Raw genomic sequence first — 20,719 nt, forward strand, 5'->3', positions numbered from 1 at the left:
GCCTACGGCATAGCTTCGCTTAGAGCGACACAGGAGCGTCGCGTCATTACGAACTACGTTAGCGTAGCGTTAGCGAGTCCTCGAGCGTCATTACGAATTATTCTCATAGGTAGCTGTTAAAGAAGATTCATCAATATCCAATATTTGTTGGATATCACTTCAAGAATTTGGTGGTGCTACAAGTTCTTGTGGTGATTCATTTACGTACTCAATTAAATCTTCTACTTGACAATTTAAAGCTTTGCAAAACCGAATAACTCTCTCAATATGATCTGTCCCAGTTCTGCCACTTTCCCAGTTTTGGATAGTGCTTTCAGTCACGCCAACAAGACGTGAAAGTTCAAGCTGGGTAAGCCCTGCTTTTTCACGAAGCAAAGCAATCCTTGGTTTGAGATTTTGTTTCACAGCTACAGCACTTTGTATCTCATCTACAGTCGTAGATTTTAGCACCAAAAAAACACTAAACCGAAAATTAATAACAAAAATTTTGCTCTCAGTTTTAATATTCTTAATGTATTTTGTTAAAGAAATTGAGTATGTGTTCCAGATCTCGGAGTTACCAAATAAATGAAAAATCTTAATTTTTTCTAATTATTTCATCAGATAGCGCTTTTCATTGTTATTTCTTGGGGCTAGACTTAGCTAAGCAAGTTCCGTATGCTCTGCAAAATGTGGGACATAAATAATTTAATTTTTATCAAAATTTATTTAAAGCACTAAACCTCACCCTCTTGTGAGGAATATCCTACTTTTTAATAAAAAGCGTGGATCAGGTTTTTACTGCCTAAAATCGATGCTAAACAATATTCACCCTAAAAAAACTGTCATTCTCAACAGTAGCAGATAAGTTTTATGCAAAGTTTATAAAAATTTAGAGACATAATTGGTTTACTTATCTTCAATCTAAATTTTTGGATTTTAACTAAATCATTTTACTTGTGTCTACAATGTTAATACTAAATCAAGCACTAACGCTATTTATAAATGCGATTAAATAAAATATTTAGGTATGTATCATTCATACTAGTTGATTTTTTATTTATAAACATATTTTGGCGTATTGACTAGTTTAGTAATGCTTCAATCAACGCTAATAGTAACAAGTTTGATTGAGTTCAAGTAATCAGCCTAACACTTCAACTATTTGTTAGGCGAGAATGTAGCTCAACCAAATCTCTAATTATTCTTAGCTCAAAGGTATCGAAACTAAATAATTTCCCAACTGATGGAAGGACATACACATGGAAGGAAGACAAAAAATCGAAATTTCAGACTTGCTTGACCAAGCAGTAGAAAATGCATTAGCAAGACGCAACTCAGCTTTACATTCAGAAGATGATTTGCTGAGTTTATCTGATGCAGAAACTACAAATATTGCTGGTGGCTTAACAACAGTTAGTAAAATTGTTAAACCACCAATAGTCCTTGGTATTAAACCAATTTGCCCACCAATTATAGTTGGGTTAATTGCTCCTTTACCATTAGAAACGCTATAAGCTTAAATCAGTGAACAGTTATTAGTTATCAGATGTATTGGTAACTGATAACTGTTAATGACAAGCTTTCAAGTTTAAAAATACTTTTATTTTGAGGTTTTATCAATGGAAAACATTGATGCTAATAAGACTACGCTTTGCCCCAGCGCTAGACCTGAAATGCCAGATAGTGTTGTCTTTGGTTTAATCAGTGGGACAGTAACAGAACCCCATGTAGCTTATCTCAGACAGCCATTACCTGTTACAGATGAACTCATAGCAAAAGCTAGTCCAGTTACACCAGCTGAAATCTTTCGGACAGCAGCACCCTGCGCGGCTAAAGGTTGCCAGCATTTTGATGGTAAAGATTGTCGTTTAGCGATGCAAATCGTCGAAAAACTGCCTACGGTTGCAGAAGGACTACCACCCTGTTCCATACGTCGAGATTGTCGTTGGTGGCAACAGGAAGGAAAGGCGGCTTGTATGCGGTGTCCGCAAGTAATTACTGATAATTACAGTCCGTCGGAACTCATGGTTGAGGCAGCAAAACCTCAAGGTTAAATAATTCGTAATTCGTAATGACGCTCGTTCGCCTTTGGCGTCTCCCCTTGGGAGAAGACTCGCTCTAAGCGAAGCTATGCCGCAGGCTTTACGCTACGAAGCGCGTAATTCGTAATTAAGTTTTGTAATGGGGATTTAACCCCAACACAAAACTTGCCGATTATAGAACCGGGGGACTTAAACCCACAGAACTAGTTAAAAAAATCTTTATGGAATATTAATGAACTAGATACGCGCCATAGTGAGTATCTATATTATTTTTCTTTAAATGTCCAGACGCCTTGATCCCAATCTGATTCTGTTGGTGGTGATTGTAACCAATACTGACAACGTTGCAGATGTAACATAGCGGCTAAATCATTGCTATCGACCGCTAAAACTTTGGCAAATTCAGCTCTGGCAAATCTAAATTGGCGATTGAGATAATACTTACGTCCTTCGTGATAGTGTTCAATCAATTGTAATTTTTGGCTACTAATTGGATCGGAACGTAAGCTAATTAATTGGTATATGGCAACTGGCTCATTTCTGCCTTTGACGCGAATATAATCTAGTTCTCTAGCCCAGACCTCGTTTTGACAGGGTTTGTAAGTTTTATCGCTAATAATAATGTCACAACCATACTGTTTGCTGACACTTTCTAGTCGAGAACCAAGGTTGACGCCATCGCCAATCGCAGTAAATTCCATACGTTTACTAGAGCCAATGTTACCGCTAATGACTGTATCGGAATTGATGCCAATGCCTATGCTGATTTTTGGTTTGTTAGCTGCGTGGCGACGTTGATTAAATTCGTGCAAGCGATCGCGCATTTCTAGTGATGTTTGCACAGCCATCCAAGCGTGTTCTTCTAAAGGCAAAGGAGAACCAAATACAGCCATAATGGCATCACCAATATATTTATCAAGAGTGCCTTTATGTTTAAAAACTGCCTCTACCATTGATTCAAAATATTCGTTGAGCATACTTACCACTTCTTCTGCTTCTAGGTTTTCTGTCAAAGTGGTATAGCCACGAATATCGGAAAATAATATCGAAACTTCTTTGCGATCGCCTCCTAATTTAGCATCGTCCAATTTGAGCAATTCTTCCGCTAATTCTTGAGTCATGTAGCGATACATTGTACTTTTAAGGCGCTTCTCATCGCTAATATCTTCCATCACAACTAGTGCCCCACACACTTGTTGTTGATCGCTAGCATCAGCTATTGTGTTAATCGATAAATTAATACTATGTTGTTCTGTACCACCTGATATGAGGGTGCGATCTGGGTAATACTGCTGGCGACTTTTGAAGTCGGTTGCATGTAAAGCATCTTGACACCACTTGCTAAAGTCGCTTTCTTTAATGGCGATCGCATCACAAACTAATTTACCTTCTAAACGGTCTTCTGGTTCTAATCCTAGCAAGCGTTTAGCACTTTCGTTAGCAGCAATAATTGCTCCTGTTTTATCAGTGGAAATCACACCATTGGAAAGACTTCGCAGAATGTCTCGCTGCATTTGTTCTTGCTGCTTGACTTTGGCAAACAATTGAGCATTTTGTAATGCAACTCCCGCTTGAATATTAAAAGCTTCCATAAATTCTTCATCATTGCGGTCAAAGCTAGCTTGGAAGCATTCAGGAGCTTTTGGCCAATGAGCAGGATTATAAGCTAAAAAATCTCCTGATTTCTTTTTATTTACTAATTGGGTAACACCAATCAATTCTTGATCGGCATTAAAAACTGGCATACATAATAAACTACAGGTGCGATAACCATTTTGTTGGTCAATTTGTTTGGCTGTATCTGAGTCAGGATGATTGTATAAATCAAAGGGAATATTTAATGTCTTGCCAGAAACCGCTACTATCCCCGCAAAGCCTTTACCGATGTGGACTCGTAACTCTTTTGTCAAGCCATTGTCTTGAGTAATTTTCGTCCACAATTCATGGCGATCGCGGTCTATTAACCATAATGTACTACGATCGGCGTTCATCAATTCTTTGGCTTCATCCATCACCCGTTTGAGGGTATCTTCTAAATCTAAACTACTTTGAGAAAGTGACTTAATCGCTTTCATCAATGCTGCTACTGCTCTTTGTTTTTGGGTGGCTACATAAAAGGAGCGTGATGATTCTAATATTAAGCGAATTGATGGAGCAAATTCTTGGAATAATTCTTCATCAACACTGGTAAAACCTTTAGTATCAACGCGTTCTCCCAGTGGAGTATGAGGATTATTAATACATTTTAATTTATTTAATAGTTGGACAACTGCAACTAATTGCCCATGTTCATTTAATAAGGGCAAAGCCAACATTGTGTAAGTACGATAGCCAGTTCTTTTTTCTTGTTCTTGAGCAAAAAACGATCGCGGGTCATTATAAAAATCATAAGGAATATTAATAACTTGCTTGAGAGTGGCAACTTCACCAGCAATGCCTTTATCGGCAGGAATGCGAATTTCTAAGGAGCGATCGCCTTCTCCCTCAGCTACAATTGACCACAGTTCTTTTTTTCCTTCATCTAATAAAAATATTGTTGTCCGGTCTGCTCCTAGTAATTCCCCTGTTTTGAGAGTGATTGAATGTAACATTTCTTGCAGAATGTTTTCAAAACCCTGGGAATCTAGCATCGACAGAGTTTGATGAACAATCTGCAATTTCTGCTCGACGTCCTTAACGACTTGCTTAAAGGTATCTTGAGTTAAGGGAGCTAGAAATGACGAAATAGTTCCTTGTCTTGTGGCAAGAGTAACCACGGGAGGGGAACTTGGTTGTAAGTCGCGATTTTCTTGGTTGCGAACTCCAATAATTAAATCGGCGGACTCCTCACAACTGCCTTGATGCACTGACATAGTTAGTATTTATACCAAAATAAAATTTTAGCAATCTTTAACAATACCATTAAAACCTATATATTTATGTTGCTAAAAGCAACAATCGTTTGACATTATCCACAGTTTAATCGCTTGTTCAGCTAGCGTCATCCTCTTGACTAGCAATGCTTGTGGAGATAGTGTATGTATTAACTGTATGAATAGTTCCCAAATACTCGGCTCAGTTAACAATATACTGACTCAAAAGTATAATGTTAGTAAAATTTAAAACATTACCTATTGGAATTGCAAATTGGAGCAAACACTCAAGCAACACTCTACTAGATTATCAACTTATGTAACAAATTGTTCGTAGTTGCATAAAACTCAGAAAGTAGCTGTAGATATAATCGAAAGACAAAAATTTGGCTCAAGACAGGCTCCGTAGTCTTGGCATCCTACTATGGGTTTGTGAGTTGGCAGCAACTGACAAATCCAAGCATTTGGCTTAATTGCTGTTTTGTGGAAGAGGGAAGTTGAGATATGACTTTTATATTAGAACTAGCGCATCTTTTGATGAAAAATGAGATGGCGATCGCATCTTTTGACAAGTATGCCTTAGTACCTATCTACTTCATGTCTGAAGATGCTCCGAAGAGGCCACCAATCCTCAAACCCCGTTCAGGCCATGACAAGGCTTCAATTGCACCAGATCTTGGTGTACTAAATAAAGTAGTACAACAACTACAAAAGCTTTTTTCCAAAAAAGCCCAACAAAAGCCTAAGCAGTAATTGAGGCATATTTCAATCTACTTTCAATTTTGCTTGATAGGATGAATTTTAGTGTAGTGATGCAACCGATTTAAAATAGTGCATTACCTCTTTTCTTGTAGGATGGGCATCTAGCTTGTCTGTGGCGGGTAAGATGCCCACCCCGCAAGAAAATTTGTTGCATTTTTTATTCGTGTAGTGCCAGTAGAAGAGTTTTAAATTCAATAGGGAACTCATGACTCAAAGCAGCAAACATTGCTCTTGGCAACTGAGTTTAATAAATGCTTTAGGAATTACTGGGGCGTTAACCATTGGCTTAGGCTTATTTCCTGTTGCCTCACCGCTGACAAATTATGCTTTTGCCCAGAGTAAAATTATTCCTGATAACACACTAGGAGATGAAAGTTCTCGCGTCGAACCAAATAATCCTGATGATTCGACTGAACTGTTAACGGGTGGGGCAACTCGTGGCAACAATTTGTTCCACAGTTTCCTAGAATTTAATGTTAGCGAAGGACGGACGGCTCGTTTTTCTCCTGATGGTAATATTCAGAATCTTTTCGTAAGAGTTACAGGTAGCGATCGCTCTGAAATTCTTGGTAGAATTCAAGTCTCTGGTTCTGATGCTAATTTATTTTTAATTAATCCTCGCGGAGTTTTTTTTGGGTCTGGAGCCACACTAGAGTTGAATGGTTCATTTTTATCTAGTACAGCTAGCGCCATCAAGTTTACTGATGCCACCTTTAGTGCAACTGCTCCCCGAACGACACCTTTGCTATCAGTGAATGTGCCAATTGGGCTGCAATTTGGTCGAACTGCGGGAAAAATTGATGTACAGGGATTTTTGGGAGTCAACCCTGGTAAAACCTTGGCGTTGGTGGGTGGTAATCTCAACCTAGATAATAGCGAAGGGTATGGATATCTACAAGCAGAGAGTGGTCAGATTGCTTTGGGAGGAATCCTGGGACAAGGAACAATCGGAATAAACCTTGATAGTAAAACCCAGCCTCTGAGTTTTCCTAAGAATGTAGAATTGGCAGACATATCGCTCAATAACACTTTTGGTATCGATGCCAATGGCTCTGGCGGTGGTTATATTCAGCTACAGGGAAAACACATAACATTCGCAGATGGTTCTCTAGTTTTTGCAGAAACTACAGGAGAGCAAAATGGTAGAGGAATCTTTATTCAAGCAGAACAGTTAACCATCAAAGATGGCTCACAATTATCAACTTCTACTACAGATATCGGGACTGGAGGAAATTTAGATGTGAGAGTTGCTGACTCTGTGCGTGTGATTGGAACTGATAAATCTGGCAACCCCAGTGCTTTGTTTGCTGACGCTTTTGGTAAAGGCGCAGCAGGCAACTTAACAATTCAAACAGGACGATTAATTGTTGAGAATGGGGGAAATATCTCTGCTGCCACTGGCAAGGAAAGCGAAGGCATAGGTGGAACTTTAAAAGTGGTAGCCTCAGATTTTATATTACTCAACGGAATTTCAGAACTCACAGGCAGGTCTAGTGGTTTGTTTGCTCAGACTGGAGGTAGTGGAAATGCTGGTTCTCTAATCATTGATACAAGGCAGTTGATAATCGAAAACGAAGCACAAGTAACAGCAGGTACTCTTGATGACAGCCAGGGTAACGGAGGTACTTTGAGCGTATATGCTTCTGAGTTTGTGAAACTGAGCGGAACAGCATCAGGTGGTAGGGATACCAGTGGTTTGTTTGTCCGCAGTCGAGGTAATGGTAATGCTGGTTCTTTATTTATTACCACAGGACAGTTAATTGTAGATGATCAAGCTCAAGTAACTGTGAGTGCTTTAGGAAATGCTAATGCAGGTAATTTGTACATTACAGCAAATGAGATCCGTTTAGATAATCAAGCAAAATTACTTGCTACAACCACATCAGGCAATGGTGGCGATATTCAACTGCAATTACAAAACTTGTTATCGTTACGCCGTAATAGTCAGATATCGACTACCGCAGGGACTGCCGGAAAAAACGGGAATGGCGGCAACATAACTATCAATATTCCTAATGGCTTCATTGTTGCTGTTCCTGGTGAAAATAGCGATATTAGCGCGAACGCTTTCACAGGTAAAGGTGGCAACATTGATATCAATGCTTTTCGGCTCATAGGTACACAATATCGAGAAAAACCGAGCAATTTTAGTGACATTACCGCCAGTTCTGAGTTTGGGTTAGATGGCAAAGTTGAAATCATTACCCCCGATATCGACCCGAACCAAAGAGTAATCAACGTCCCAACTCAAACGACACAACCAAAGTTAGCCCAAGGATGCCAAGCAGTTGCAGGTCGAAATCCCAGCAGTTTTATTATTACTGGTCGCGGTGGTGTACCTGCCAATCCCACAGAACCCCTCAAATCTGATGCTGTTCTGGCAGACTGGATAACTCTCGACACCGTTAGTAAAACTTACTCCAATCAAAGTGTGGGTAGAGTTTCTATTCAATCCAGTCCAGAAACTATTGTTGAAGCTACGGGATGGGTAGTTAATGCCAAAGGTGAGGTAGTTCTCACTGCTAATGTGCCTGGTGACACAGTTCATGGTTTGTGGCAAAAGTCAAACAATTGTAATGTGCGCGTTGCTGAGTAGAGATATGAGGTCACCTTTATGCAGTTTATGTATGGGCTGATGAAAAACTTCATGGGTTGACGATAGTAGCTGAGAGGGTCAAATCAACGATAAAGTCAATTGCGGGCCCACCATCAACAAAAATATTACTACCTGGTGCTTTGCTGTTGATCCTAAAAATATCGCTACCGGAACCCAGGAAAATATTGATGGCTTCTAAGAATGTGTAGTTGATGCCATTACTCATACCTATGCCTGTGATAGTGTTGGCTGTCATTGTGCCGGAGTTAGGCGCGCCATCACTACTATCATTTAGGTTGAAGATATCAAAACCAGCTTCGCCATTGAGATTGAGTAAGGCTAAAATGCTGTTAACTGTACCCCCAGAGTTTGGTGCAAGAGAGCCGACATTGAAGATATCGTTGCCGCCTCCAGCAAATATGTTAGTGGTGCTGCGGATAGAGCGCACATTAAATGTCTCTGCCCCCACATTACCAAAAACAGAGGTTGTAGTACTAGGAAATGTACTGAAAATAGTAAAGTTGTTGTTACCTCTACCTAATCTGATGTTTAAATTGTCAATTACTTGATAAGTGATACCGCCTGTCATACCTAATCCTGTCACCGCAGTCTCAGTTAACGTGCCTGTATTGGCTGTGGTATCACTGCTATCATTAATTCCGAGGGTATCGATATCACTACTCGAACCACCATTAATGGTTAAAGCAGCTGCTATTCCATTGACTGTTGTCGTTCCGGCACTACCAACATTAATGACATCATTACCTGCACCTGCATTCAGGGTTGTGGCATTACTAATAGCTTCTACATTCAGAGTATCATTACCGTTACCTGCATTAATCGTGGTTGCAGCCCTGGTACTGCTGACAGTGAAGGTATCTGCACCCGCACCCAGATTAATGTTGAGAGTTTCTGTTCTGTCGTAAGTGATACTACCGGGACTTAAACCAGTAATTGTGGTAGCAGTTAATGTGCCTGTGTTGGCTGTGGTGTCGCCAATGTCATTGATGTTTATGGTGTCATTACCAACAGTACCATCGATGGTTAAAGCAGCTGCTATTGCATTGACTGTTGTTAGTTCGGGACTACCAACATTCAGAGTATCATCACCCTCACCTCCACCCACTCCGGTAATAGCACTTGTTCCCGTGACTGTAAATGTATCCGCACCTGAACCCAAATTAATATACAGGGTTTCCGCACCGCCGTAAGTGATGCTACCGGGACTCAAGCCAGTAATTGTGGTGGCAGTTAATGTGCCTGTGTTGGCTGTGGTGTCGCCAAGGTCAGTGACGTTTATGGTGTCACTATTAGCACCACCATTGATGGTTAAAGCAGCTGCTATTGCATTGATTGTTGTTGTCAGTGCGGGACTACCAACAAAAATGACATCATTACCCGCACGTGCATTCACTGTGGTAATAGCACTTGTTCCCGTGGCTGTAAATGTATCTGCACCCGCACCCAGATTAATGTTGAGAGTTTCTGCTCTGTCGTAGGTGATAGTAGCGGGACTTAAACCAGTAATTGTGGTGGCAGTTAATGTGCCTGTGTTGGCTGTGGTGTCGCCAATGTCATAGATGTTTATGGTGTCACTACCAGCAGCACCATCGATGGTTAAAGCAGCTGCTATTGCATTGACTGTTATTGTCGGTTCGGGACTACCAACATTCAGAGTATCATCACCCACACCTCCACCCACTCTGGTAGCAGCACTTGTGGCTTGAACATTGAATGTATCCGCACCTGAACCCAAATTAATGTTGAGAGTTGTGGTAGCAGCACTTGTGGCTTGAACATTGAATGTATCCGCACCTGAACCCAAATTAATGTTGAGAGTTTCTGCTGTGCCGTAGGTGATAGTGCCGGGACTTAAACCAGTGATTGTGGTGGCGGTTAACGTGCCTGTGTTGTTAGCGGTGTCACCACTGTCATTAATAGTTACGGTATCAGTATCAGCACCACCATTGATGGTTAATGCACCTGCGATCGCATTTACAGTTGCGGGTGTAGCACTACCTACAGTAATCACATCATTACCTGTATCTGCATTCACTGTGGTTGCACTGCTGACAGACTCTACATTTAAGGTATCTTCACCACCACCTGCATTTACTGTTGTTGCGGTGCTGCTGTTGGTGGCTTGAATGGTAAATGTATCAGCACCTGCACCCAAATTAATGTTGAGAGTTTCTGCTGTGCCGTAGGTGATAGTGCCGGGACTTAAACCAGTGATTGTGGTGGCGGTTAACGTGCCTGTGTTGTTAGCGGTGTCACCACTGTCATTAATAGTTACGGTATCAGTATCAGCACCACCATTGATGGTTAATGCACCTGCGATCGCATTTACAGTTGCGGGTGTAGCACTACCTACAGTAATCACATCATTACCTGTATCTGCATTCACTGTGGTTGCACTGCTGACAGACTCTACATTTAAGGTATCTTCACCACCACCTGCATTTACTGTTGTTGCGGTGCTGCTGTTGGTGGCTTGAATGGTAAATGTATCAGCACCTGCACCCAAATTAATGTTGAGAGTTTCTGCTGTGCCGTAGGTGATAGTGCCGGGACTTAAACCAGTGATTGTGGTGGCGGTTAACGTGCCTGTGTTGTTAGCGGTGTCACCACTGTCATTAATAGTTACGGTATCAGTATCAGCACCACCATTGATGGTTAATGCACCTGCGATCGCATTTACAGTTGCGGGTGTAGCACTACCTACAGTAATCACATCATTACCTGTATCTGCATTCACTGTGGTTGCACTGCGGACAGACTCTACATTTAAGGTATCTGCACCACCACCTGCATTTACTGTTGTTACTGTGCTGACACTTGTGAATTGAATGGTAAATGTATCCGCACCTGCACCCAAATTAATATTCAGGTTTTCCACTGTGCCGTAAGCGATAAGAGTGGGACTCAAGCCAGTAATTGCGATGGCGGTTAACGTGCCTGTGTTGGCTCTGGTATCGCCACTGTCATTAATAGTTACGGTGTCAGCGTCAGCGCCACCATTAATGGTTAAAGCACCTATTATTTCATTGACTGTTCCGGCACTACCCACATTAATCACATCATTACCTGTATCTGCATTCACTGTGGTTGCACTGCGGACAGACTGTACATTTAAGGTATCTGCACCACCACCTGCATTTACTGTTGTTACTGTGCTGACACTTGTGAATTGAATGGTAAATGTATCCGCACCTGCACCCAAATTAATATTCAGGTTTTCTACTGTGCCGTAAGTGATACTACCGGGACTCAAGCCAGTAATTGCGGTGGCGGTTAACGTGCCTGTGTTGGCTGTGGTGTCGCCACTGTCATTAATAGTTACGGTATCAGTATCAGCACCACCATTGATGGTTAATGCACCTGCGATCGCATTTACAGTTGCGGGTGTAGCACTACCTACAGTAATCACATCATTACCTGTATCTGCATTCACTGTGGTTGCACTGCTGACAGACTCTACATTTAAGGTATCTGCACCACCACCTGCATTTACTGTTGTGACTGTGCTGGCACTTGTGGCTTGAATGGTAAATGTATCCGCACCTGAACCCAGATTAATATCCAGGGTTTCCACTGTGCCGTAAGTGATACTACCGAAACTCAAGCCAGTAATTGCGGTGGCGGTTAACGTGCCTCTGTTGTTAGCGGTGTCGCCACTGTCATTAATAGTTACGGTATCAGTGTCAGCACCACCATTGATGGTTAATGCACCTGTGATCGCATTTACAGTTGCGGGTGTAGCACTACCTACAGTAATCACATCGTTGCCTGCACCGGTATTGACTGTAGTTGTAGTGCTAGCATTTGTTGCTTGAATGGTGAATGTATCTGCACCACTGCCCAAATTAATATTCAGGTTTTCGACTGTGCCGTAGCTGATGCCATTTGTACCTAAGCCTGTGAGAGTTGTGGCGGTTAATGTGCCAGTATTAGCTGTGGTATCTCCGCTATCATTAATGGTTACAGTGTCACTATCAGCACCGCCATTGATGGTTAAAGCACCTGCGATCGCATTTACAGTTGCAGGTGTAGCACTACCAACGGTAATCACATCATTGCCTGCACCTGCGTTCACCGTGGTGCTGGCACTTGTGGCTTGAACATTGAATGTATCTGCACCACTTCCCAAATTAATATTCAGGGTTTCTACTGTGCCGTAGCTGATGCCATTTGTACCTAAGCCTGTAATCGTAGTGGCGGTGAGATTACCTGTGTTGGCGGCGGTATCACCACTATCATCAATGGTTAACTGGTCATTACCCTCACCACCACTGATAGTTAATGCTCCAGTAATATTATTAACTGTGCCACCAAGATTGGGTGCAAGACTACCTAAATTAATCCGATCATCACCTGCACCTGCATCAATCGTAATTGGGTTTGTTGTGGCTTGGATATTAAATGTATCAACGTCGCTACCGCCACGCAAATTACCCACATTAGCAAAGGTTACACCATTAACTGTGCCGTTAGCACCGTTCACTGTCCAAGTGTTAGCGGTGTTTGTGCCAATTATGGTTGTGTTTGCACCGTTACCAATGATTCGTTCTACCCCAGAGAAGGCGGAATTATTTAAGTCAATGGTGACTGCACCAGTGACGGCAGATAAATCCAGGACATCTGTACTACTAGAGCCATCGCTGCCGCCATTAATACTACCAGTAATTCGTCCTGTACCGATGGAATTAAAGCGATCGCTACCACCACCACCATCAACATCGCCCGTAAAGGTAACACCATTATTAACATTAAAGGTATCTGTTTCTGCACCACCGATCAGGTTTTCAACATTTCTGAAACCATCTTTGAGCAGTACATTAGTAGTGACTGTCTCACCATTGACGGTAAAGGTTTCAGGCGTTGCATCAGAAATTGTCCCTGCACCATCCCCTGTCAACGTCCAAGTAGTAGCTACATTATCTTCCTGTTCAATGGTATCTTCACCGTCGCCGCCATCGATTGAACCTGAACCATACAGCACACCACCACGTAGCTTGAAGACATCAACAGCATTGCTACCATTGAGGTTCTGAATATTGCTGAAGTTAAAGGTTGTTTGAGGAACTATAAAAATACCGCTATTGATACCATTAACGATCCACGTATTAGTTGTACCGCTAAAGCCACCAAAGAGGAAGTTAACGCCAGCACCGCCATCAATAGTACCTCCTGGTGAGACAGCAGCATTGTTCATAAAGAAGTTATCGGTATTAAAACCACCCTTCAAGTTAGCAATCTTACTGAAAGGAAGTAAGAAGTTTTGCCCTTGAACTAATCCAGCATCCTGACTGTTAATTAACCAGCTTAGGGCTAAGGCAGAGTTAAGTTGTAGGGTATTCAGTTTAGGTGCGCCACCGCCGTCAACACTACCACCAGGAGTCAGTGAGCCTCCTGGTTGGAAGATGAAAGTATCAGCCCCTAAACCGCCAATCAGCTTACCTATATTAGTAAAGCCCGTAATTGCACCTTGTAAATTCCCTGTGTCAGTCCCAGTAATCTCCCAAGTATAGGCAGCCCCATTATTATTAGCAATTTGTAAAGTATTTAAGCCTCCCCCACCATCAATACCGTTGACGCTAGACAGACGACCATTAGCACCGATAATGAAGGTATCTACTACTAGTCCGCCTTTCAGGTTGGCAATATTACTGAAACCACCTGTGATACCTGTAACCGTTCCTGTATCTACGCCTGTGAGTGTCCAGGTGGTGGCAGGATTAGAGTTGACTGCTAAAACATCGTTACCGCCCTTACCATCAACTGCACCTGATAAAGTACCACGAGCCAGAGTAAAGGTATCCTTTTGTGTTCCTCCTTGGATATTGCCCACATTCGTAAAGTTAATGGTTGCTGAAAAACCATCGACAGGAGAGAAATAGTGTTTCCGAATGCTGGATAAATCGCTGATGTTAATTACTGCTATACGGTTTAGGGCATCTTGGAAAGTGGCTGCTAACTTGAATGTTAGATCTGATCCCCCTAATCTGCTGATGCCATAGTAGGTTTGACCATCAATCAGTCCAAAAGCATCTGCTCCTCCGTTATTACGATAAAGGAGTCTCGCGCCAGTAAACACTGGCTCAGTAACAAATAACTCGGTAAAATCAATGATTCGAGGGGGAAAGGTGTTAAAGTCTGTTAAGGTTTGTGTTCCAGGCGGTGCATCAGAAATGTTAATAGCCTGTCCTGCAAGCGCATCAGCCTCTGTTGCTGCCAGTTGAATATGTGTGGCATCCTTGACGATCGCAAAGTAGGTTTGATCTTTGCTTAAACCCGTGAAGCTATTAATTAGCACGCTATGGGAATATGTTACGGCTTGTCCGGTTCTTAAGCTGGGATTAAAAGCAAGTGTTGATAGGGTGTTATTCTCAACCGAACGCCCTGTATTACTGGTGATCGGGTTGTCAGACAAGCCAAACCGGGTCAAACTACCACTATTGGTATTATTCACCGTCCATTCATTCAGTACATTCGATGCTTGTACGGTATTACTACCACCTTTACCGTCAATAGAGGAGACCACACCTTGGTTAACTATCTTGAAAGTATCCTCATTGTTACTACCAATTAGATTATCAATGTTACTCCATAAGATAGGAGGCACAGAAGCATTCTTACCGTGTAAAATGCCATAATTCTGATCAGAAATTACCCAATTAACGAAATTGGCACTATTACTTTGTAAGGTATTGTTCCCTGAGCCACCATCAATGCTACCAGTCAGGCGAGCGTTGTTATTGACAATAAAAGTGTCATCAGCATTAGCACCAATGAGATTACTGATTTGCGAAAATTCGCCAACTAGATCGATGTAACCACTATCTGTTCCAGTGAGATTCCAAGTGCTTTTTGCATTTCGTCTTAAGGTATTAATGCCACTGCGACCGAAGATATTGGCAATTCTACTATTAATGTTGATGTTGAATGAATCGTTACCACCACCACCAAAGAGAGAACCAATATTGCTGAAATCGCTATTGAAGGTAGTAGCTTTAATTAGCCTGTTGTTGCCACCCAAAGTTGCGGCTGATAACATTAAAATATTTAGATTATTGAGATCGGTTAGTTGAATGGTAAAGTTATCTACCCGAATGACTCGATAGAAATTACCATTAACCAATTCGCCAATATTACCGTTTGTTCGATCTATGCCGTTGAGATACTGAACGCGATCGCCTGTAATTAAGTTATGAGCATAGGCGAAAGAAATAGTATTGTTGGTAGTATTCACGACGGAGGGAGAACTACCATCAAAGATTAACTCCGTGCTGGAGAATATCTGTCCACTATTGTTGTTGTTAATATCCCAAATGTTGGCTGTATCACTACCTTGGAGGCTATTATTACCAGCACCACCATCAATTGTTCCCGATAAACTACCATCAGGACGCAGGAAGAAAGTATCATTTTGGTCGCCAGCTTTGATGTCGCCGATATTTTGGAAATTCAGGTGAATTTGCTGAGTTAACCAATGTTTTTCGAGATTGGCAGGCGAAGATAACCCAGTAACTGTTCTTCCTTGATTATCCACAAGGGAAATAGTCTGCTCGTCAATTCTCCTGACGTTATATAACTCACCCCGTTTTAGTCCGGGTATATCGTTGTTGCTATCGTTAGCATATAAGACAGTTTGACCATCAAACAAATTATGAGGTTTGTTAAAGTTGATTTTATCGGAGCTAAAGATGGCTGGTGATGTACCAGTCAGATTAATTTCATCCCAAGCTTTTCCGGCATTACCACCCTCTATTTCCCAAGTAATACCTGGGGTGTCGATAACACCGATAACGATCGCGTTTTTTCCTTCTCCACCATCAATCGTTCCTGTTACTCCCCAGTCTGTCTGTTTTTGACCATCAACTAACCGAGTCGTACCTTTGATGTTAAAAGTATCATTATTTGTACCACCCGTTAAATTGCCAATATTGCTGAATTCGATACTACTAGAGCCAGATTGACTGAGATTTCCGGTATTAGTATCCTCCAGTGTCCAAGTGTTAACCGTATCAAGTGCAATTAAGGTAGTTTCAGAGCCATTACCAACAAAGGTTTCAATGTTGTTAAACCCGTTGTTAGCCAAGTTAATTACCACCGTTCCGATAGCTTGGGAGAAGTCAACTACATCGGGTATATCGGCAAGATTATCACCACCGTCAACTGTACCAGCTACCTGAGCAGTATCGTCGAAGTTAAAGATATCCCCACCAGCATCGCTATCAATTATTGCTGCAATCAGGGCATCGTTAGCAAAATTAAAGATATCATCGCCATCGCCACCACTTACTGCACCTGTAATATCGATGCTATTGACGTTATCCGTCATGATCAAACCATTGGCAGTGTTTTGGATGGTAACGATCAACTCAGTGGTAATACTGGTTGTGCCTTGCTCAATAGTGTAGCTAAATGTTTCTGTCAGGCTAGCACCTACAGGTAAGTTAGCCACAGCCGGATCGGACAATTCCACTGCATAGCCGTAAGTACCATCAGCACTAATATTGAGTCTGCCGTAGCTACCTGCGATCAAACTCGATTCATCACCTGTAATTGCCGTGCCTTCGACATCGCTGATTGCAACTGCATCTTCAGGATTACGCGCCAATAACCTAGCCAGTAAGTTACCTGTAATTAGTGTCAAACTAAAGACATCACCAGTTGCATCCGGTGGTACTTCCTCATCAATCTGCACTACAGCATCTGCGGCTGTGAAGTTAAAGGTATCGACACCTGCACCACCGACTAAGTTATTAAAGCCAATGAAGGTAATGTTATCGATCACTACCTCATCTTCGCCGATAATTTCCCAAGTGTTGGGTTGATCTGCACCGATTAAAGTATTGTCTTCCTCATTACCGATGACGACTTCAAATTCGCTGAAGTTAATGTCTTGTAGATCGATAGTCACGGGGTTAGTGGTTTCTGAAAAGTCAATGACATCCACTACTTCATCGGCATTATCACCACCACTGACTGAGCCGATAATTATTCCCGTGCCAGTGAGAATTACTGTGTCGCCACCATCACCCGCGTCAATATTGCCTGTGAAGGTGACATCATCATTGACAATAAATACATCTGCGGCATCACCACCCACGAGATTTTCAATGTTGGTAAAGCCTTCTCTGAGAACTAAATCTGTGGTGACGGTTTCACCATTGACGGTGAAGGTTTCTGGGGTAGAGTCGGAGATTGTACCGGAATCTTCGTCAGTCAAGTTCCAGGTAGTTGTAAAGTCATCATCATCATCATCGGCACTGCCTTCTTGCTCGATAGTATCGTCACCTTTGCCACCATTAATCGAGCCTGAACCATACAGCACACCACCGCGTAGCTTGAAGACATCATCAGCATCACTACCGTTGAGGTTTTGAATGTTGCTGAAATCAAAGGTATAAGTTGTGTCATCTTTAATGGCGGTGAAAGTGCCACTGTTAATCCCATCAACAACCCAAGTATTAGTAGTGTCAGTAATTCCGCCACTTAAGATGTTAACTCCGGCACGTCCATCAATTGTGCCATCTACAGTGGCATCTTCTAACTTAAATTCATCGTCACCTGCACTGCCTTTTAAGTTGGCAATATTGCTAAATTCCAGGAATAAGTCTTCTCCTTCCACGTCTCCGCCATTTTGACGGCTGATTGCCCAATTAAGTGCTGTATCGGCATTGATTTCTAGGGTATTTAGTTTCGGGTCGCCTTGTCCACCATCAACGGTAACATCACTGCTCAATAAGCCATTGTCCTCAAAGACAAAGGTATCTTCTTTATTACCGCCAATCAGGTTAGTGATTTCCCTAAATTCGGTTGTGCCGTTGCCATTGTCAACTGTACCAGCATTTTCGGCGTTAATTGTCCAGTTATTCTCGACATTACCACCTTCTAGAGTATTTTCACCTAATCCACCAGCGATCGCACCTGTAATGTAGCTATCTTCTTCGAGGATGAAGATATCATCTTGATCGCTACCAGTGAGGTAAGCAATTTCAGTAAACGCTGTTCTCCCGGAACTATTGGCAATATTCCCGGCATTTTCATCGGTAATTGTCCAGGTATTGTTGACGTTACCACCTTCTAAGGTATTGTCGCCTGCTCTACCTGCAATCTCACCTGTGATGTGTTTATTGTTTTCGAGGATGAAGGTGTCATTGTCATTACCGCCAATCAGGTTGGTAATTTCTCTAAAATCGGTTCTACCTCCCAGATTATCAATCTCACCTGCGTTTTCATTGGTAATTGTCCAGGTATTGTTGACGTTACCACCTTCTAAGGTATTGTCGCCTGCTCTACCTGCAATCTCACCTGTGATCTGGTTATCTGCTTGCAGGATGAAGGTGTCATCGTCATTACCACCAATCAGGTTGGCGATTTCTGTAAAGTTGGTTGTGCCCTCACTATTGGTGATATTACCCGCATTTTCAGCCGTAATTGTCCAATTGTTTTCGACATTACCACCTTGGAGAGTGTTTGCACCTTCACCACCAGCGATCGCCCCTGTAATGTGGCTATTGTCTTCTAAGATGAATATATCAGCTTGATTATTGCCTGTGAGATAGGCAATTTGGCTAAATTCTGTTCTACCTGCGCTATTTTCAACTACCCCAGCATTGTTATCGGTAATTGTCCAGGTATTGTTGACATTACCGCCTTCTAGGGTATCGTTACCGCCGCCACCTGCAATTTCACCTGTGATGCGGTTATCGGCTTCCAGGATAAAGGTGTCATTGTTATTACCACCAATCAGGTTGGCTATTTCTGTAAAGTTAGTGTTGCCAGCATTGTTCTCAATATCACCTGTGTTTTCATCGGTAATTGTCCAAGTATTCTTGACATTACCGCCCTTGAGAGTATTGTCGCCTTCTTTACCAGCTATTTCACCTACGATCTGACTGTCGTTTTCCAGGATGAAGGTGTCATCTTCATCACCACCAATCAGGTTGATGATTTCTGTAAAGTTGGTTGTGCCGCCAATATTGGTGATATTCCCAGCATTTTCAGCCGTAATTGTCCAGGTATTATTGACATCACCACCTTGTAGGGTATTGTTACCACCTTCACCGACAATCGCGCCTGTGATCTGGCTGTCGTTTTCGAGAGTGAAGGTATCAGCTTGATCGCCACCGATGAGGTTGGCAATTTCCGTAAACGAAGTTGTCCCGCCACTATTGGTGATATCACCTATATTGTTGTCGATAATTGTCCAGGTATTATTGACATCACCACCTTGTAGGGTGTTGTTACCACCTCCACCAGCGATCTCGCCTGCTATCTGACTGTCGTTTTCCAGGATGAAGGTGTCATCGCTATCGCCACCAATCAGGTTGGCAATGTCGCTAAACTCAGTTGTCCCGGCAATATTATCAACATTGCCTGTATCGGTACTGGTAATTGTCCAGGTATTTGCGACACTACCCCCTTGTAAGGTATTGTTACCGCCTCCACCAGTGATATTGGCAGATCCATTGACTCCTAGGATAAATTGGTCGTCGGCTGTGCCACCAACTAAGTCCTGAATGTTTCTAAAGCCACCTGCTATTGCAGTAATTGTACCTGCATTAGCACTATTGATTGTCCAAGTGGTATTAATATTTGCACCTTGTAGGGTGTTGTTGCCACCACTGCCATCAATGCTGCCTGCGAGGCTGCCCGCAAGATTCAGGGTAAAGTTGTCGTTGCTGCTACTGCCGACTAAATTACCGATATTGGTAAAGCCGAGAGTGACTCCTGTAACACTACCACTGTTAGCACCAGCGATCGTCAAGTTCAGAGATTGATTACTGCCTCTGATGGTGTTGAGGTTAGCTCCTCCTCCACCCTCGATGCTGCCATCTAAACTGCCTCCAGCCTCCAGCGTGAAGGTATCAGCACCTAATCCGCCTCGGAGAGTGGCAATATTTTTAAATCCACTAGCCAACTTAGTGACAGTTCCAGTATTGTTACCAGTAATTGTCCAGTCATTGTTTCCCGGACTCGCTTCTAAGCTATTGAGCAAGGCACTGCCGCCGCCGTCAATAGAGCCGCTTAAGCTACCCCCAAGACTGAAGATAAAGATATCGCTGGACGCTCCTCCGATGAGAGTGCCGACATTAGTGAATGTCTTGATCCCTGAACCGGTTGTTAGCGTTCCCGAATTGAATCCTGTAATGTTCCAAACATTGGCGCAATTGTAGGCTTGCAAGGCATTCTGTCCAGTGCCGCCATCAAAGGTTTGTGTGGCTTCGCACGGAGTTTCTTCCTCCTCTTCTTCCCGTTCTGGATCTGGCTCTTCTAGATCTGGCTCTTTCACCTTTGGTGGTTGCGGTGGTACCGGTGGCGGCGGTGGTGGCGGTGGTGGTGGTGGCGGTGGTGGTGGCGGTGGTGGTGGCGGTGGTGGTGGCGGTGGTGGCGGTGGTGGTGGTGGCGGTGGTGGTGGCGGCCCTAGCTATCTAATTGGTATACAAAGCAGATAAGCTGAGGAAAGCACCTAG

General features: G+C 42.6%; 7 protein-coding genes and 1 pseudogene. 5 read left to right on the forward strand and 3 right to left on the reverse strand.

All coding sequences use genetic code 11. The features are described from left to right. Positions 1–162 precede the first annotated feature (162 nt). Positions 163–405 (reverse strand): annotated as a pseudogene (locus tag AC5JMF_RS19105) (helix-turn-helix transcriptional regulator); the annotation flags it as partial. Positions 406–1,241: 836 nt separating this feature from the next. Here AC5JMF_RS19105 and AC5JMF_RS19110 point away from each other — a divergent pair. Together AC5JMF_RS19110 and AC5JMF_RS19115 are read left to right on the forward strand one after the other, a co-directional pair. Further along, entirely contained in the window at positions 1,242–1,496 is a 255-nt protein-coding gene (locus tag AC5JMF_RS19110) for a hypothetical protein (RefSeq protein ID WP_495797303.1), read from the forward strand. 105 nt (positions 1,497–1,601) lie between these two features. Continuing rightward, positions 1,602–2,036 carry a nitrogen fixation protein gene (locus AC5JMF_RS19115; protein WP_495797304.1) on the forward strand — a complete coding sequence of 145 codons (435 nt, stop codon included), beginning with the start codon at positions 1,602–1,604 and terminating at the stop codon, positions 2,034–2,036. Positions 2,037–2,290: 254 nt separating this feature from the next. Here AC5JMF_RS19115 and AC5JMF_RS19120 read toward each other — a convergent pair whose 3' ends face one another. After that, complete coding sequence (locus tag AC5JMF_RS19120) at positions 2,291–4,876, reverse strand: GAF domain-containing protein (RefSeq protein ID WP_495797305.1); 2,586 nt, start codon at positions 4,874–4,876, stop codon at positions 2,291–2,293. Positions 4,877–5,380: 504 nt separating this feature from the next. On the opposite strand from AC5JMF_RS19120, the gene AC5JMF_RS19125 reads away from it, so the two are divergent. Both AC5JMF_RS19125 and AC5JMF_RS19130 read left to right on the forward strand, forming a co-directional pair. Continuing rightward, complete coding sequence (locus AC5JMF_RS19125; RefSeq protein ID WP_495797306.1) at positions 5,381–5,629, forward strand: hypothetical protein; 249 nt, start codon at positions 5,381–5,383, stop codon at positions 5,627–5,629. A gap of 214 nt (positions 5,630–5,843) precedes the next feature. Further along, complete coding sequence (locus AC5JMF_RS19130) at positions 5,844–8,234, forward strand: two-partner secretion domain-containing protein (RefSeq protein WP_495797307.1); 2,391 nt, start codon at positions 5,844–5,846, stop codon at positions 8,232–8,234. A 49-nt stretch (positions 8,235–8,283) separates the two neighbouring features. On the opposite strand, the gene AC5JMF_RS19135 is transcribed toward AC5JMF_RS19130, so the two are convergent. Beyond that, a complete protein-coding gene (locus tag AC5JMF_RS19135) occupies positions 8,284–20,430 on the reverse strand; it encodes a beta strand repeat-containing protein (RefSeq protein ID WP_495797308.1) in 12,147 nt (4,048 codons plus the stop codon). 13 nt (positions 20,431–20,443) lie between these two features. On the opposite strand from AC5JMF_RS19135, the gene AC5JMF_RS19140 reads away from it, so the two are divergent. Continuing rightward, positions 20,444–20,701: a hypothetical protein gene (locus AC5JMF_RS19140; RefSeq protein WP_495797309.1), complete on the forward strand. Its 258-nt coding sequence runs from the start codon at positions 20,444–20,446 to the stop codon at positions 20,699–20,701. Positions 20,702–20,719 lie beyond the last annotated feature (18 nt).

The organism is Desmonostoc vinosum (assembly GCF_059505385.1).

What these genes read in the sequence shown, in the direction of transcription:
- AC5JMF_RS19110 (WP_495797303.1), top strand. Translation starts at nt 1,242, where the DNA reads ATGGAAGGAAGACAAAAAATCGAAATTTCAGACTTGCTTGACCAAGCA.
- AC5JMF_RS19115 (WP_495797304.1), top strand. Translation starts at nt 1,602, where the DNA reads ATGGAAAACATTGATGCTAATAAGACTACGCTTTGCCCCAGCGCTAGA.
- AC5JMF_RS19120 (WP_495797305.1), bottom strand. Translation starts at nt 4,876, where the DNA reads ATGTCAGTGCATCAAGGCAGTTGTGAGGAGTCCGCCGATTTAATTATT.
- AC5JMF_RS19125 (WP_495797306.1), top strand. Translation starts at nt 5,381, where the DNA reads ATGACTTTTATATTAGAACTAGCGCATCTTTTGATGAAAAATGAGATG.
- AC5JMF_RS19130 (WP_495797307.1), top strand. Translation starts at nt 5,844, where the DNA reads ATGACTCAAAGCAGCAAACATTGCTCTTGGCAACTGAGTTTAATAAAT.